This is a genomic window from Accumulibacter sp. (assembly GCF_036625195.1).
Classification (GTDB): domain Bacteria; phylum Pseudomonadota; class Gammaproteobacteria; order Burkholderiales; family Rhodocyclaceae; genus Accumulibacter.
This window is the reverse complement of record NZ_JAZKUG010000001.1, coordinates 2939023-2957062: the sequence shown is the minus strand read 5'-3', so window position 1 is coordinate 2957062 and position 18040 is coordinate 2939023. Positions and strand designations below refer to the sequence as shown.

General features: G+C 65.8%; 5 protein-coding genes and 1 pseudogene. 3 read left to right on the top strand and 3 right to left on the bottom strand.

Annotation, left to right across the window (positions count from 1 at the left end):
• Positions 1-4 precede the first annotated feature (4 nt).
• The gene (locus V5B60_RS13140; RefSeq protein WP_332347483.1) at positions 5-1864 is read right to left on the bottom strand and encodes an efflux RND transporter periplasmic adaptor subunit; all 1860 of its coding nucleotides are present in this window, start codon (positions 1862-1864) and stop codon (positions 5-7) included.
• A 111-nt stretch (positions 1865-1975) separates the two neighbouring features.
• Positions 1976-3139, bottom strand: coding sequence for a helix-turn-helix transcriptional regulator (locus V5B60_RS13135; RefSeq protein ID WP_332347482.1), 1164 nt, complete (start codon positions 3137-3139; stop codon positions 1976-1978).
• Between the two features lie 238 nt (positions 3140-3377).
• Between V5B60_RS13135 and V5B60_RS13130 the strand changes: the two genes are divergently transcribed.
• Together V5B60_RS13130 and V5B60_RS22260 are read left to right on the top strand one after the other, a co-directional pair.
• Positions 3378-3920 carry a hypothetical protein gene (locus V5B60_RS13130; RefSeq protein ID WP_332347481.1) on the top strand — a complete coding sequence of 181 codons (543 nt, stop codon included), beginning with the start codon at positions 3378-3380 and terminating at the stop codon, positions 3918-3920.
• A 117-nt stretch (positions 3921-4037) separates the two neighbouring features.
• Positions 4038-4247, top strand: a pseudogene (locus tag V5B60_RS22260) (LEPR-XLL domain-containing protein); the annotation flags it as partial.
• A 476-nt stretch (positions 4248-4723) separates the two neighbouring features.
• On the opposite strand, the gene V5B60_RS13125 reads toward V5B60_RS22260, so the two are convergent.
• Positions 4724-5239, bottom strand: a complete 516-nt coding sequence (locus tag V5B60_RS13125) for a hypothetical protein (RefSeq protein WP_332347480.1) — start codon at positions 5237-5239, stop codon at positions 4724-4726.
• A gap of 679 nt (positions 5240-5918) precedes the next feature.
• On the opposite strand from V5B60_RS13125, the gene V5B60_RS13120 reads away from it, so the two are divergent.
• Positions 5919-17966 (top strand): FG-GAP-like repeat-containing protein, encoded by a 12048-nt coding sequence (locus V5B60_RS13120; RefSeq protein WP_332347479.1) that lies wholly within the window; start codon positions 5919-5921, stop codon positions 17964-17966.
• Positions 17967-18040: the final 74 nt, after the last annotated feature.

Sequence of the window (18040 nt, the reverse complement as noted above, 5' to 3'; positions counted from 1 at the left end):
CCGCCTACGGCAGCCAGGTCCAGGCCTGCAGGCGCAGCCAGTCGCTCAGGCGGTGCGTCCAGATCCAGGCGTAGCTCTGTTCGCCGGCGTCGATCTTGCCGACGCCTTCCATTCCCGGGCGCAGCTTGAGGTCGCTGCGTGCCAGCTGCGCTTCGACGCGGAAGACGTTCTTGCCGTCCTCGGCCTCGGCGGTGGCGATGTTGTGCACTTCGAAGTCGAGCACTTCGCCGGCCATGCCGGCAAGCACGAGGCGACCGCTCTGGCCGACGCGCACATCGCGGATGTCGCGATCCTCGACCTTGAGGATGACTCGCCAGGCGTCGAGCGGCGCGATCTCGAAGAGCAGCTTGCCCTGCTCGACCGGCGAGCCGAGGAGCTGGCTGAGATCGCCGGAGACGACGATGCCGTCGAACGGGGCGACGATGCTGGCGCGCGCGAGCTTTTCCTCGACCAGCGCGAGCTGTGACTCGGCCTGCTGCATCTGCGCCAGTGCGACGTTGGCGTTCGCCCGCTCGTGCTTGGCGAGGGCATCGCGGTAGCGTCCTTCGTGCTGCCCGCGTTCGGAGCGCCAGCGCTGCCGTTCGACGAGGAGGTCGCGCTCGTCGAGGGTCGCCAGCACCTGCCCCTGGCGGACGATGAAGCCGGCGCGCACGGGTGCCTCGCGCAGGAAGCCGTCGAAGGGGGCGACGGCGGCGCGCTGCACTTCGCCTTCGACGACGGCACGGGCATTGACGCGGTAGTCGCCGTCGAGGAAGACGATGCCGAGAAGAACGAGGGCGGCGGCCGCGAGCGCGACGCGCAGGCCGGGCCGCCGGCGGTCGCCAAGGTGGCGCCAGGTGTCGCGCAGGCGGTACGCGAGGCGACCGGCGAACCAGCGCTGCAGTTCGATGCGGCTGGCGAGCAGCGGGGCGAGCAGCGTGCCGACCGCCTCGCAGGTGCGCACTTCGTCGCCGGCGAAGGGCGTCGCCCGCTCGAAGCTGAGGACCGCGATGCCGAGCCCCCGGTGTTCGAGGACGACCGAGCAGACGGCGCGCGGGCCGGCGAGGTCGCGATGGGCGATGGCGATGCCGCCTTCCCCCTCGTCGAGCGGCGGCTGGACGATGCTGCGCCGCTGGTCGAGCGCCTCGTCCATGGCGTTCTCGAGCGCGGCGACGAACTGGCTCTTCTTCTCGAAGAAGGCGGAGTGCGAGAGGGCGAGCAGGCGCGCCTGGCCGCGACGGTCGACGCCGAGCGCGACGCGGTCGCAGGCGAAGCGGCTGGCGAGGTCGTTGACCACGGCCAGAGCGAGATCCGGCAGGCGTTCGTGTTCGGCGGCGACGGCGAGGACGTCGAGCGCGCTGCGCGCGCGCTCGACGCTTGCGCCGTCGGCGAGATTCTGCCGGCGCAGGAACAGCGTCTCGATCCAGCCGATGCCCCAGTGCAGCTGCCGCAGGACGTGTTGAAGCGCTTCATCGGGTCGCTCGGCGAGGTCGACGATGACGGCACCGTGCAGGCGTCCTTCGAGTTCGACCGGGTAGGCGATGACGACGAGCGCGCCCGGCTGTCCGCGCAGCACCTTGCCCTGGCGTTCGCCGAGGCACTGCTCGGCGGCCGGCGCGAGGTAGCCGACGTCGGTCTGCGCCGACGGCCAGACAGCGGCCGGGACGAAGGTGCCGCCGCCCTGCTCGAGCAGCAGCAGTGCAGCATGCACCTGCGAAACCTGCAGGCACTGCAGCGCCAGCCAGCTGGTGCAGAAGTCGGCGGCGGTCTGCGCCGAGGCGAAGGCGGACCAGGCAGCACCGGCGTCCGCCCGCCCGGACGCGTCACCGGGGCTCGGTGGCTGCGGCGAACCGTGCGTGCTGGATGAACCGGAGATCGAGGTCAAGACGGATTTTCCTGATCGGAACGGCGAGTGCGACGCCAAACTCAGACTATTTTAGCCAAGCTCCGGCCTGCCGCCACAAAGGCAAGCAGAAAACGACTCGCGCCGGCAGGGTCAGCTTCGTGCAGGAGGCCTGCCGACAGGCGGCTCGCCGCGGCCTGGCAGCACTTCCCCTTCCAGGCCAAGGACCCTGACGACCAACTCCTGCCGGTTGCCGACACCGATCTTGCGATAGGCTTCACGCAGATGGCTCTTGACGGTCTCTTCGCTGATGCAAAGCGCGCGGGCCACCTCGGCGTTGGCCAAGCCGCTGAGCACGCCGTGGACCGTGATCGTCGACTCGCGGCGCGAGAGCCCGTATTTCTCGAGACGGGTGAGGACGTCGACGCGCCGCTGGAAAGGCACCACGCCGACAATCAGCAGTTTCGCACCGAGACACTGTGCGTCCCGCCAGTTCCTCACCATTGTCGCACCGGACCGGCCGCTGACGGCGTGCATGAAGCCCGCCTCCGAGGCGTCGTACTCGACACTGGTCAGCAGACTGGCGGCACGCCACGGCAGGCGGCCGACACGGTAACGCCGCAGATCAAGGCACACCACTCCCGGGCCCTTCGGCGGCAACGCGGCGAAGATCAGGGACGCCGTACCGTCGACGGCGATACGTCGTGCCGCCGCATTCATGAACAGGACCTGGCCGCGATCGTCGAAAGCCAGCAAGCCGACTGCTTCCCTTTGTGCTGGATCGGCCAACAGGCGCCGTATGCCGAGCGCACGCCCGAGATGCGGAGCAATGCTGTCGAGGGTTGCCAGCTCGTCTGCCGTGAAATCGCCCCGGTGTCCGGACCGGTGAACGCTGAAGGCCGCCAGTGGCTGCCCGTTGAACCCGCAAACTGCCGCCAGTGCATGCCGGTACGGCACCATCGCCATGAAATCCGCGAACTCCGAACGCGCGAGTTCTCGCGCACCGGCCAGATCGGACAGGCGGACCGTCCGATTGAGGTCGAAGGACGCAGGGCCGCGCAGGACATAGGGGTCGAGCGCCGCGTAATGCTCCAGGTAGGGTGAGGAATTTTCTGCCGGGCAATCGAAACAGAGGGCTTCCTGCAGTTCGAAACAGGCCGGATCGATCGGCAACAGAACCCCGCTCGAAAACACGAACACCCGTCGCAACTCTTCGAACAGGGCAGCCAGCATCTGCTGGCGATCCTCGATCTCATACACCAGGTTCACAATTTCAAGCAGCCGCTCGTGGCGATCGATCCCGCCGTTGACGCCCATTCGCACCCTCCCCGGAAGAAGTTCTGCTCGCCTGCGGCACGCACTATAGCGATGCTCGTCGCTGCAGCAAAGCCCGAATCATCCCTTTGGGTGATTCATTGCCGGGTACGGAAGTGATAGGTTCCCTCCGCGAGGGGAGGGATGCCAACACGAAGATGGCTCCGCGTCGCTCCGGACAGACGCCATTGCGCGACGTCTGCCGCAATTCATCGACACCGCAAGGGGAGGAATCAGAATCATGAGGTTCAGACTGCAGTTCCTAACGTGGCTGCTGCCACTGGTTGCCCTGCTGTCCGGCGCGCCGGTGCACGCGCTCACCCTTCACTACCAGGCCGTCGACCTACCCGACAGCATCGCCGGATCCGACCTGTGGCGTTACGACTACCAGCTCAGCGGCAGCGTCGGCAGCTTCGAAAGCGTCAATCTCCTCTACTCGCCCATGAGCTACTCCCATCTCGACCTCAAGGCGGCGTTGGACAGCAGCCGCTGGTCCAGCCTCCTCATCGAGCCGGATCCGGCCCTGCCCGCTGACGGCATCCTCAGCCTCACCGCTGTCGCACCGCAGGGCGCCAGCGAGCAGACGGATTTCGTGCTCGAATTCATCTGGCTCGGCAGCGGCACCCCCGGCGACCAGCCGTTCGATCTTCTCGACGACTCCTTCAACGTCATCGCCAGCGGCTCCACCGTGCCGTTCGGCGCGCCGGCAATTCCCGAGCCGGCCAGCCTGCCACTCTTGGTCGGAGCGCTCGGCTGGCTCGCCTGGCAAGGCCGCCGCCGCTGACGGTCGCTTCTGCCCGCCTGCCGGCAAGCCTGTCGCCGATTTCCTGCCGCCAAGGCGCGGCGCCCCCGATTTTGTCGATCGCGGTCGCGACTGACCGCAGCACCGAGGAGTCGAGTCATGAGCCAGTCTCGCCACGGATCCAGCGGCGGACGCCGCATCAGCGCACTGCTTTTTTCTCTTCTCAGTCGCGTCAGCGGCTGGCTCGATGCCTGGCGGAGCCGCCGCCAGGCCCGTTGCGCCGGCGCGGCAGCCGCGCCGGCCACATCGCGCCTGCAGTTCGAGGCGCTCGAGCCGCGACTCCTGCTCTCGGCCGACCTCGTCGCCGGCAGCCTCAGCCACAACGCTTTCGACCCGGTGCTGCCGGGTGATCCGGTCAGCGCCCTGTTCGAGGTCCATCGCCCGGACAGCGAAACCCTTTCGAGCCCGATCCGGATTCAGCTCTACGCGTCGACCGACAGCAGCCTGGATGCCGCCGACACCCCGCTCGGCCAGGCCGACGTCCCCGCGAGCCAGTTGCAACCCGGCGCCAACACGATCAGCCTCAGCCTCGACAGCCGTGCCGTTGCCGAGCCCGGACGCTACGCTCTGATCGGCGTCATCGACCCGGACGACACGATCGGCGAAAGCGACGAAAGCAACAACCAGGCCATCGCCACCCAGGACTTCAACCTCGCGTTCCGCGTCGGCGAGCTTCCCGGCCGCAACCCGGTACCAGCGATCGAATTTGCCGACGCCGACGGTACCCGCGTCACGCTGGCGATCAGCGGCCCCGGAATCGCCGACATCAGCACGGACGGCACCGGCTACCGGCTGACGATCACCGGCAGCAACGCGAGCACGCGGGTCGAGCTGACGGGTAGCGCCGGCGATGGACGGGTCGTTCTCTCCGGCATCACGGCGACCAGCCCGCTCGGCAGCCTGAACGCGGCGATCGCCAGCCTCGACGGTGCCGCCACCTTTGGCGCCGTCAGCAGCCTCGTCCTCGGCGACATCGCAGCCGGCGCACGCCTTGACGGCAACAGCCTCGCCAGCCTCAGCGTGACCCGCGACGCACTTGGCGACCTGCGCCTCGCGGGCATCGGCGTCAGTGGCTTTGTCCTCGGCTCGGCGCAGGTCGGCGGCGCGATTGGCGGCCTGTGGTCGATCAGCGGCCGGGGCAACAGCGTCAGTGCGCAGAGCACGCGCGCCGACTGGCGCGCCAACTTCAGCGCGCCACTGACGCAGCTCGCGGTACGCGGCAACGCCTCCGGCCAGTTCGCCGCCAGCGCGCTGCAGATCCTGCAGGTCGGCGGCAGCGTCAAGGGAATGAACGTGCGCATCGGTGCCAACCTCGGCAGCGATGCCGTGCTCGGCGGCAGCGGCGACGCCGCCGACCGCTTCGGCCCGGGCACGCTGGCGCGCCTGCGCATCGGCGGCGACATCGAGGACAGTACGATCGTCGTCGGCATCGACCCGCGCAATGGCACCTATCTCGACGGCGACGACCAGCAGCTCGGAGCGCCGACGCAACGCATCCAGGAACTGCTCGTCGGCGGCCAGCTCAAGGGGACGACGCAGATCGTCGCGCCGGCATTCCCGGCGAGCGTGCGCGTCGGCGGCGCGACGGTCAACCCGGCGAACCTCACGCAGCTCACCACCACTCCCCCCGATACCATCGCGCCTGCACTCAGCGCCGACCTCGCGCGCGACACCGGCGCCAACGCGGGCGACCGACTGACCAACGACCCGACGATCCACGGACAGGCCACCGACGCCGGCGGCGTGCGCCGCCTGCTCGTCGCGCTCGACTCCACTTCGCCGACGCTGCTCGACGTCAGCCAGGCGTTGCAGGTGGACGGACGTTTCGTCCTTTCGGACGCGCTGCTCGACATGCTCGCTGGCGGTCGGCTTGCCGACGGCGCACAAGCGATCCGGCTGGTCGCCGAAGATGCCACGGGCAACCGTTCCGCCGCGGCAACCGTCTCGTTCACGCTCGACCGCGACGTCGCGACACCAGTGGTGCAACTCGCCCTCGACAGCGGCCGCGACGACCACGACCGCATCACCCAGACGGGCACGCTGAACATCGTCGGCAGCGAAGCCGGCGCGAGCATCGAGTACAGCATCGACGCCGGCGCAAGCTGGTCACCAGACTTCACCGCCGTCGAAGGCGACAACAGCGTCGCCGTGCGCCAGACCGACCTCGCTGGCAACGTTTCATCGTCCGGAACGTTGACCTTCGTTCTCGACACCATCGCCCCCGCCGCTCCGGGTATCGACCTGCTCGCCACCAGCGACAGCGGCCTGCTCACCGACGACAACCTTACCCACGACAGCACGCCGACACTGGCGCTCACCAGCGAAGCCGGCGCGGCCATCACCCTGAGTCGCGGCGGCAGCGTCGTCGCGAGTTCGCTGGTCGGCCCACAGGCCGATTTCACTTCCGAAGTCCTCGCCGACGGCGAAGCCCGTTTCTTCGCCATCAGCGAAGACCTGGCCGGCAACCGGAGCCTTGCCGGCGAACTCGCGATCACCATCGACACCCTTGCCCCGACGCTCACGGTTGCGCTGGCCAACGACACCGGCGCGCAGGATGGCATCACCCGCGACCCGACGATCAGCGGCAACGCTGGCGATCCGCTCGCGCTGACCGCCTTCAGCGGCAGCTTCGGGACCGACCTTGCGAGCTTCACCAACCTGCTTGACCTGGTACAGCCCGATGGCAGCTTCACGATCGACGCTGCCCGGCTGGCGACGGTCCTCGGCGATACGCTCACCGATGGCGCGCACACGTTGCGGCTCGTCGCCGTCGACGCCGCCGGCAACTGTTCCCCTATCGTCGAACGCGCTTTCATCCTCGACACCGCCGCGCCGGCCTTCGTCGGTTTCGGCCTCAGCGTCAGCGATGCAAGCAACGCCGCGCTCGACGAAACCTCGGCCGGTACCGCACAGATCACGGGCCATGCAGAAGCCGGGGCGGCGATCCGCCTCGGCACGCAGAACATCGAGGTGCTCGCCGGTGCTGGCGGCGCCTTCGTCATGCCCGGCGTCTCGCTTGCGCCCGGCGCCAATGCACTGACGCTGACCGCTACTGACGCGGCGGGCAACGCGACGACCTTGCTGCGCACACTCACGCGTACCGCTGCCGTGCAGTCGGATGCCGTGCTCGAGTGGAACGAGATCGCGCTGCACGCGGTGCAACTCGATGTCACCGACCCGCCGGTCGCCACGCGCACGCTGGCGATGGTCAGCCTCGCCCAGTACGACGCCCTTGCCGCGATCGATGGCACGCCGGCGTACCTGGTGAGCCGCTCGGTCAGCGGCCCGGTGTCGGCGCCGGCCGCGGTCGCGGTTGCCGCGCACCGCGTCCTGTCGCAGACCTACGCGGCGCAAAAGGCCGTCTTCGATGGTGCGCTCGCCGCTGGTCTTGCCGCCATCGCCGACGGCGAGGCCAAGGACCGGGGAATCGCGCTCGGTCTCGCCGTCGCGGACGCAGTGGTCGCGCTGCGCGCCAACGACGGATCAGAAGACTTCGTTGCCTACGACGGCAGCACGGCAATCGGCTCCTGGCGGCCGACCGGCCCGATGTTCGACGTCGCCGACGATCCGCAGTGGGGAACCGTGCAGCCGTTTGCCTTGCGTTCCCCCGACCAGTACCGCCCGGTGGCGCCACCGGCACTCGACACCGCCGCATACGCCACTGCTGTCGAAGAGGTGAAGCGGCTCGGCAGCGCCAGCAGCAGCGAGCGCACCGCCGACCAGACCGAGCAGGCACTGTTCTGGGCCGACGGCAAGGGCAGCTACACGCCGCCCGGCCACTGGAACCAGATCGCCGAGGAAGTGGCGCGTGCGCAGGGCAACAGCCTGGCCGCCAACGCGCGCCTCTTCGCGCAGCTCAACGTCGCCCTCGCCGACGCGGCGATCGCCTGCTGGGACGCGAAATACGCCTACGGCCTGTGGCGCCCCGAGACGGCGATCCAGAACGCCGACCTCGACAACAATGCCGCGACCACCCTCGACAGCGCGTGGCGCCCGCTGTTGCTGACGCCGGCGCATCCCGAGTACGTTTCCGGCCATTCGAGCTTCAGCATGGCTGCGGCCACGGTTCTCGCGGCCAACTTTGGCGACGCGACCGCCTTCACCACGACGAGCCCGACGCTTCCCGGCGTCACGCGCAGCTTCAGCAGCTTCACAGAGGCGGCGCAGGAAGCCGGTCGCAGCCGCATCCATGGCGGCATCCACTACGAATTCACCAACCAGGCTGGCCAGCAACTCGGCACGCAGGTCGGCAATGCGGTGCTCGCGCGCTTCGCGCTGGCGAGCGATACGCAGGCGCCGGCGATCGTTCTTGGCGACGCTCCGGCGGCGACGAACACCAATCTCACGCTGCACGGACAGGTGTTCGACAACCTCTCCGGAGTCGCCACGGCACAGTTCCAGATCGACGGCGGTGCGCTGGAGGCGCTCGTCCTCGATGCGAGCGGCGGCTTCACGATCACCACGGCGCTGGCGACCGACGGCAGCGCCGACGCCGCGCACACGATCAGGATCGTCGCCAGCGATGCGGCCGGCAACGCCAACGCCGGCGTGACGCGCGGCTTCGTGCTCGACACGACGCCGCCGACGCTGGTACTGAACAGCCTCGCCGACGGCGATACGCTGGGCGCGGCGAGCCGGCTGACCGGCACGGCGGACGCCACCGGCAGCGCGCTGACGCAACTCAGCTACCGCATCGACGGTGGCACCAGCCGCAGCCTGATCTTCGACGGCAGCGGTACGTTCGACGAATCGCTCGCCCATGGCGATCTGGATGTCGGCAATCACACGCTGTTGCTGACGGCCCGCGACGCCGCGGGGAACGTCGCAACGCTGTCGCGCACGCTGACGGTCAACGCGCTCGCGCCACTGGCAGTGACCAGCCTGACGCCGACCGACGGCGCGGACGACGTCGGCGTCACGGTGCGGCCGCAAGTTCGCTTCTCGCGCGCTGTGAACGTCGCGACACTGACCGCCGACTCGTTCTACGCCACCGGCCCCGATGGCAGCAAGCTCGCGGCAACGATCGTACCGGGCACCGACGGGACGTTCGCCTGGCTGTTCTTCACCAACCCGATGCCAGGCGCTTCGCGGGTGACGCTGCATGTCGACGGATCGAGGATTCGCGGCGCGGGCGACGGCAGCTTCCTTGACGCCGACGGCGATGGCACGGCGGGCGGCACGCTGGAGCAGAGCTTCACGACGGTGAGCCGCTCGGCGGTTATCGGGACGACGCTGGTCGGCAAGGTCGTCGATCCCGGCCCCGATCTGGAGCCGATGAGCTTCGACGACATCCGCCGTGGCCCCGACGGCGTCATTCACACGTCCGACGACGTCTTCCTGCTGCCAATTGCGCATGCCAAGGTCTATATCCTCGGACAGGAGAGCCAGTTCGTCTACACCGATGCGGACGGCAACTTCGAGCTGACCGACACTCCGGCCGGCACGGTCAAGGTCGCGGTCGATGGCCGCACGGCGACGAATGCCCCTGCCGGTGTCTTTTTCCCGGAAATGGTCATCGATGTCGACCTGCATCCGGGTGTCGCGAACACGGTAATGGGCGGCATGGGATCGGCCGAGGAGCGCCGCGCCAACCTCGACCGGCGGGAGATCTACCTCCCGCGCATTCCGACCAACGCGCTGCAGCCCGTGAGCGACACCGCGCGGACGGTGATCACACTGACCGATGCCGCTTCGGCCCCGCAGCTCACCGCGCAGGAGCGCGCCGCGCTGACGCTGACCGTCAAGCCGGGCAGCGCGATCGGGGAAGACGGCCGGGTGCTGCAGAACGTGCAGATCGGCATGGCCACGGTACCGCCGGAACTTGTCCGCGACATGCTGCCACCCGGGGTGCTGCAGCATACTTTCGACATCACGATCCAGGCGCCTGGGGTGGCGACGTTCGCCGAGCCGGTGCAGATCACGTTCCCGAACGTGTTCGACGCAGCGCCCGGGACGAAGCTCAATCTCCTTAGCTTCGACCACACGACCGGGAGGTTGGTGATGAACGGCACGGGAACGGTGTCAACGGATGGCCTGATGGTGGTGTCCGATCCGGACTCCGGCATTCGGGCGCCCGGGTGGCACGGCGTAGCACCTCCGGGTGGAAGCAACGGAACCTCATCGGGCGGCAGCAGCGGAACGTCAGGTGGCGGGGGCGGCGGCGGGGGCGGGGGCGGCGGCGGGGGCGGCGGCGGGGGGCCAACGCCGCAGCACAGTACAAAGAGTGATGGTGTCCGTACGGGTAGTACGGGTGCTTCTGGTACCACCCCTGGTCCCGTTCCGGTCCCCGGTCCTGGTCCCGGACCGGGGACCGGAACGGGGGGGCGTTCGCTCCTACCCTCACCGCCTGCCACAGGGAAGTTGCGGATCCAGATCGACATTGACGGGCCCCTCGCCAAGTTCATGAAGGCAGACCCGGGGAGTCTGTCGCTGCACGATCAAGACTTCTACTTGGTACCTGGCGCAAAAGCATCCTTCTCTTTTAGCCCACAGTCATACGACGAGATGTTTGCCGCCGGTGGCTTCGCAGGCCTTAATCGCGACATTCTCTATGGCGCCCACGTCAAGGTGACACAGACGCGGTATGACGCAAAGGGCAACTCGACCGGGATTGATGTCTCCCACTACTACTACTATCGCTGGGTAGCCGTGGTAGATGCTGAGCAAGCGAAAAACTTGTCGGGAAATACGGCAGCGTTTTTCCGCACGAACGTCGACGGGGTTTCGCGCACCAAAGAGGTTGACCTCGACCTCCCGAACCTGGTGGTCACGACCTTCGACGGCGGCAAGTCATCTGGCTTCGATCTCGGGGGGACTTATCAGGGCCAGCGGCGCGCAACGTGGAAGTTCGATCCGGGCCAACCCGGTCGAAAACAGGAGAAAATCGTCGTCACGGTGACAGACCAAAACAACCCAAGCGCCAAGGTTTTCCCTGTGGGCGAGATATTCGCCATTGGCACAGCAACAGCGAACACGACAATCGGCACCAATGAGGCTGGCTTCACGGTAGCCTTGGATGCTGTTCTCAAGAAGTTGAAATACGCGGTTGGGCCTGGCCCCGACGGGGTGCCGGGAAAAGCGGGAGACGACGACAAAGATGGTGATACGGACGAGTTTGATGAATATTTGTTCAAGGGATCAGACGATGTTGCCAATGAAGTTGTTTATGACCCTGATGGAACCGGTCTTGTGGATGTCGACTTGCATGGTCGGTCCGAGACGGTAATTGAACCAATTCCCTTCTCTCTTGGATTCGTCAAGGTCGCAAGCGCAAATTTCAGGAATGCTTTTAAAGCGTTCCTTCCGGGTGCCGTGTGGACGATGGCCGATCTGGATACGATGGCAAGAGCCATGACAAGCAAGGTGGAAGACGACTTCAAGAACCTTTCAACGCACTACAAGGTCGACTCAGCCGCAAGCGCGGATGTCATTGTTAACTGGGAGCCTCATATTTATGATGGTCGGGTTGGTGCTTACGTCAGTGGGACGGCAAATGGAGACCCGGGGCCCAATGGCCTCGATCGGCTGAAGGCATTAATCACTGATGCACGGATCGGAGAGGCAGCGAAACAGTACGCACTGGCGGAAGCGCTGAATTCGATCGTACAGGATAGAAGCCCGCGCGTGGCTGTTTCAATGAAAATTCCTTGGATATCAAGCGCCAGTTTCCCGGAGATGATCGCGAAATCTGTCAGCCACGAGGTAGCTCATACGTTTGGTCTGAATGAGGCTTATTTAGTCGGCGATCCTGTGGTCAATCAGGCACCGAATGACATCATGAGAAGCAGCCGCATGGATGATCCCGACTTGGCTTTTTCGCCAATTAACGAGAATCTGCTGAGAGCGGCACTCGGTCTGCAGGTGAGTGGTGACTTGCCGTTAACTAACGAGTTGCTCCTCTACCGCACAAATTTCAACCTGCCTGATAGCCCAGTGGGGATTCAGCTTGAGGGGACCGGACCGTCAACACCGGAACTGAGCGTTCTTGCCATAGACCGAAGTGTCCTTTCCGGCTTCCAGGTCGATCTGGACATGAGTGCTGCGGATGGACATGGGGGAGCAGCTTCCCAACTTACGCTGAGCTTGATCAACACTGGGCACCAGCCACTGGATCTTTCGGCGGTCGCGCTCGAAGACGGCGCCCGCGGGTTCAAACTGGTGGGTCGTGCTCTAACCGGCGCGACGCTTGCAGTGGGCGAAACGTCGGTCCTCGAAGTGGCCTTTGATCCGACTGACGAAGGCTGGGCATCGGATACCTTGCTGATCCGATCCAATGCCTCCATTGATCCGGAGTATCGCGTCGGACTGAAAGCGCTGGGGATTCGCCCCGACGCCACCGCCAAGCTCGGCATGACTGGGTCCAATAACCTGGGCGGGGGAGAGATGGCCGGGCCTCGGACGGAAAGCCCCGCGCTCGCCAGAATCACGAACGACGGTGCAGCACCTTTGCAGATAACCGCCATTCGTCTGGCCGACGGCTCACAGGGTTTCAGTCTGCTTGGCGTACCGGCAGACCTGACCGCCCACCCCATCAGTCTCGCGTATGGGGAGGGCTTCGACATAGGGGCTGCCTTTGCAGCCAACAAGCTTGGCCTTGTGCGTGATACCGTTGAGATTGCCACGAACGATCCAGCACGCAGCCTGATCCGAGTAGGCCTGACCGCCACTGGCATCGACGGGTACCCACGACCGACTTGGGGCAGCGATCAGGTGCTGATGGAGTTGGACGACGGGACCACGTCGATACCGCAGCGAATCCGCAGCGATTCAGACGGCCAGTTCAGCTTCTTCATGGCACCGGATGCGCCTTACCACATCGCCGTTTTTGATCCGGACAGCGGCCTGATCGCTCATGGATACGGCACGACGGCAGCTTCCGGCGGATTCCGTGATGTGGCTGCCAGTCTGGCCTTTACCGCCAGCACTGAAGCCGACAGCGACTTCGACGGCCTCCCCGACGACATCGAGTTCGCTATCGGTACGTCCTCTTCGACTGCGGACTCGGATCGTGATGGGCTCAGCGACTTCGCTGAAACCGAGATGGACAGCGACCCTCTCGATGGCCGCAGCCTGCCTGCCGGGCTGCTCGCCGTGACGCGGCTGCAGGGCGAGGCCAAGGCAGTCGTTCTTGCCGGCCACACGGACGGCGCAAGAGGTCAGATCGCCTACGTCGCGACCGGCACCTACGGCCTCGCGATAGTTGATGCGCCCAACATGCTCAGACCAATCGTCAGCGGACAACTCAACCTGCCAGGAGACGCCCGCGACCTGTCGCTCGATTCGCTTCAGGGTCTCGCAGCGGTGGCAACCGGAGTATCCCTCGAAGTCCTTGACGTGTCGAACCCGGCTGCGCCCCGAGTGGTGAGCTCGATCCCGGTACCTGCTGGACAGGTCGAAGTCGTCGATGGCGTGGCCTACATCGCAGTAGGCAGCGCGATTGAGTCCTACAATCTGCTCACTGGCGAGCGCCTGGACTCGATACCCTCGGGTGCTGGCGATATCGTCAGCCTGACAACGGATCGCAACTTCCTTTTCGTCGCCGATTCCGGCCAGCATCTGGCTGCGGTTGACATCAGCGGCGAAACGATGCGCCCAGTTGGAGCGATTGACCTGCCGGCAAGTTCGGGCAAGGTGTTCGTCGGCGGTGGTATCGCGTACATCGGTGGTGGTGCGTCCGGTGGATTCGTCACGGTAGATGTCTCGAACCCGGCCGCCATGCTGCTGCTGAGCGGCGTAGACGAAACTTTGGTCGCGGGTGATGCGGTCGTCGCAACCGGGTCCGGTGACGCGCTGGCCCTGGGAGTGAGTCAAGGCGAACCGGTACTGCACCTGGTGGACGTGCGCTATCCGACGCGAACCGATCGGATCGTCGATCGGTTCCGCCTACCGTCTTCGGCGTACTCGGCAGCGGTCGGCTCAGGGCTCGCCTTCGTCGCCGGCGGCACGACCGGGTTGGTGGTCGTCAATCACCGTCCGTTCGACACGGCCGGGCAGCAGCCCATCGTGACGGCAAGCGCCCCCGGCGCCGACATCGATCCGGCAACTGACGGGACGCAGGTGCTCGAAGGGACGACGCTTGATCTGGACGTGGTGGTCCAGGACGATCGCCAGATCGCCCGAGTCGAGCTGCTGGTCGATGGCCAGGTCGTCGTCAGCGACGTGTCGTATCCGTGGCCGGGCAGCGTCGTGCTGCCAACGATCCAGGGAACCGACGACATGGTCCGCATCCAGCTCCGTGCCGTCGACACTGGTGGCAACGTCGGACTCTCTGGCCCCATCGAACTGCAACTGGTGCGCGACACGGTTGCACCGCTTCTCGTCCGCAGCAACGTGCCCGACGGCATCGTCAAGGGGACGACCTTCCGCGTCGCGACACTGGAGTTTTCCGAGGCGCTCGACCCGCGAACGGTCACGCCCACGACCGTATTGCTGAGCGATTCGTCAGGCACCGTGATCGCTGCGCAGGACATGCGCCTTCGGCGCGACGGAGTCGAGCTGCAGGTGACCTATCCAGCACTGGCCGAAGGCGCCTACCAGCTTCGGCTCGTAGCCCCGGCGATCACCGATCGCGCCGGCAACCCGCTCGGCTCGGCCGAGTTGGTCTCGAGTTTCACCGTCGGTCAGACGCACACGGTCGAATGGATCGGGAGCAGTTCCCGCCTTTGGGACGATCCGGCGAACTGGAGCAGCGGGGCGTTGCCCGGCTCAGGCGATGATGTCGTGATTGACGTTCCGCCCGGGAGGCTCATCTATCATCATGCCGGCGCGACGACCATCCGATCGCTGAGAGCAAACGGCGACCTGCAGATTTCCGGCGGCAGCTTCGAAATCCTGGCCGACTCGTCGATCAGCGGTGCCTTCAAGCTGACCGGCGGCACACTCTCTGGAGCGGGTACGCTCACGCTTGCCGGAACCGGGAACCAATGGGATGCCGGCGCCATGACTGGCGGCGGCACTACGCGGGTCGCCCCCGGAGCGGACCTGCTTGTCACCGGTTTGCTCGGAGACCTAGCCCTGGCCGATCGCACGCTTCTCAACGAGGGCTCGGTCGTCGTAGATCGCGGCCATTCCGGGGAAGTGGTGATGCACTCGAGTGGCGCTGCAGTGATTCAGAACCTGGGCACTTTCGAGTTCGCCGGAAAGGCGCGTATCCTGGGCGCAGGCAGCGGGAGCACCAGCGGGGCCTTCGTCGTGGCACAAGGAGCCACCCTCTCGCTGCTCGGACGCCACCGCCTCAACTCGACAGCCAGTGCCTCCGGTGGCGGCAGAATCCACTTGGATTCGTCGAGTCGCGTGACCATGGCGGGCGGCCACTTCGATCTCACTGTCGCGCTGACAGATGGCGCCGAGCTATCTATCGAAGCACCGACGACCATCCGTTTCCTCGAGATGACCGGCGGCTCGATTTCCGGCGTCGGGCCGCTGACTCTGGCGCTGCCGCAGAGCGAGCTTCTCGGCGGCACGATCACGGTGCCGCTGGTGGAGCCACTGGATACCGTCCGGCCCACGATCATCCGCAGCAGTGTCGCCAATGGCGGGAACTACAGGGTCGGCCTGGATCGCATCACGCTGGAGTTTTCCGAGCCGATGCGTCCCGACCGCCTGGTGCCGAGCAATTTTTTCCTGCTGGATGAAGCCGGAACGCGCATCGATCCGATATCCCTGTCGATCGGTGCGCGCTTCAGATCGCTGACGCTGGAGGTGCCCGGTCTGGCCGCCGGCCGCTATCGGCTCGTCGCCGCTGGCGACATGATGGAGGATCATCGCGCGGGCAATGCTTTGGCCAATGGCGACTTGACGATCGCCAGTTTCAGCGCGCTGTCGCGGTTCTTCGACGAGTCTTCTTCGTACCGTACAGGTGATGAGGCTCGTTCCGAAGTCATCGGTGACGTCGACGGCGACGGCGATCTCGACATCGTCACGGCAAACAACGGATCAGTCTCTGTCTTTCTGAACCGGGGCGACGGAAGCTTTGCACCGGGGACCGATTACGCCCTTCCGGCGGGCCGTTACCTTTTGCGGTATTGGGGTGCAAATCCGGTGGCGCTCGGCGACGTCGACGGCGATGGGGATTTGGACATCGTGGCGAAGAGCTCATCCTACGGGTCCTCATCGGCCTCGGTCTTGCTGAACCAAGGCAACGGAAGCTTCGCCCCACGGTTCGACTACGTCCTACCAGGTGGTACGGATTCGGTGGCGCTGGGGGACGTCGACGGCGATGGAGATCTGGACATCGTCACGCCAAGCTACGACTCGGCGTTGGTCCTGCTGAACCAAGGCGACGGAGCCTTTGCGCCACCAGTTGATCACGCCTTGCCGCACGGTGGAAAGTCGGTGGCACTCGGTGATGTCGATCGGGATGGCGACCTGGACATTGTCACCTCTGGTGCGACCTACGCCAACTACGCTGCGTCGATCCTCTTCAACGGAGGCGACGGGAGCTTTGGAGCGCCAGTGGACTACCCTGCGCTTGAGCTTGGCGCGAACTCGGTGACGCTGGGGGACGTCGATAGCGATGGCGACTTGGACATCGTCACGGCTACCAGGGGTTCGCTCTACGTGACAACACCTACCTCGTCCGCATCGGTCTTGCTCAACAACGGTGACGGCAGTTTTGCGCCGCCGATCGATTACGCCTTACCCTTGGGGGCACGATCCGTGGCACTCGGCGATCTTGACGGTGATGGCGACTTGGACATTGCCACCGCGAACTACTATGAGTCCCAACGCTACCCTCGCGCAGCGTCCTTGTCCGTCCTGCTAGGCAACGGCGATGGTAGCTTTGCGCCGCCGGAAGACTCCGCTCTGCCGCGCGGGGAGCACTCGGTCGCGTTGGCCGATGTAAACGGTGATGGCAAGTTGGATCTCGTTACGGCGAACAGGAACTTCTCCGCCTCGGTCTGGCTGGGCAACGGCGATGGCAGTTTCGCGCCGCGGCTTTACAGCTTGCCGGGCGATTCGTCTCAGTTCGCGATCGGCAGCGTCGTGCTCGGCGACGTAGACGGCGACGGCGACCAAGATATCGTCACGGCGCAATACTGGTCGTTCCAGAGTGGATACCCCGGCGAATCGTCCTCCTCGGTTTTCCTGAGCAACGGCGACGGCAGTTTTGCGGCACGGAGGGATTACACCTTGCCGGGGTTGGCGCTGTCGGTGGCGTTGGGCGACGTTGACGGCGATGGCAATCTCGACATCGTCACTGCGAACTGGGGCACGCCGCCGAGCACACGGCCCTCCTTCTCCGTGCTGCTCGGCAAGGGCGACGGCACCTTCACGGGGCCGGTGAATACCCCCAACCCCGGGTTGTCGGGTTCGGTGACTCTCGGTGACGTTGACGGCGACGGCGACCTCGACATGGTAACGGAGTACCGATCACGTCACTCCTCTGGCGTTTCTACTGCGTTTTTGCTGGGTAACGGCGACGGGAGCTTTGCGGCACCGTTGCTCTTCCCCTCCTCCGGGTCAGTGAGGGCGCTGCGTGACCTGGACGACGACGGCGACTTGGACCTTCTTGCGAACAGTTCCGCCTCATCTTCGTCCATCGCAGTCTCTCTCGGCTACGGCGACGGAAGCTTTGCGGCGCCGGTGGATTACGCCCTGCCGGGTTCATCGGGGTTTTCGGTGGCGCTGGGGGATGTCGACAGCGACGGCGACCTCGACGTCGTCACGAGACGATATGGCTCATCCTCGAGTGGTTCCTCGGCTTCGGTCTTGCTGAACCAAGGCGACGCGAGCTTCGGCCCGCGGATCGATTACGCCCTGCCAAGCGACGGGCCTGCCGTGGCGCTCGGCGACGTCGACCGCGATGGCGATCTGGACATCCTCGCGGCAAATCGCTACGCCTCCGCGTCGGTCCTCCTCGGCAACGGGGACGGTACCTTTGCGACGCAAGGCGACCACTCTCTGCCATGGAGCCCACGTGCAGGTTCAATGGCGCTTGGAGACATCGACGGCGATGGCGACCCGGACATCGTTGCAATGTCGCCGGACAACTGGTTATTGTCGGTGCAGCTGAACCGTCTGGATTGAGTGACCATGGCAACCACTTTCGCGTCCCGCGGTCGATTGCGGTCACCATCAAGCGATCCGACGGCCACTACCGC

Coding starts and splice junctions, on each gene's coding strand:
- V5B60_RS13125 (WP_332347480.1), bottom strand. CDS start 5,239: ATGCGCACGTTCATTCCCTTGACGCTGCCGCCGACCTGCAGGATCTGC.
- V5B60_RS13130 (WP_332347481.1), top strand. CDS start 3,378: ATGAGGTTCAGACTGCAGTTCCTAACGTGGCTGCTGCCACTGGTTGCC.
- V5B60_RS13135 (WP_332347482.1), bottom strand. CDS start 3,139: ATGGGCGTCAACGGCGGGATCGATCGCCACGAGCGGCTGCTTGAAATT.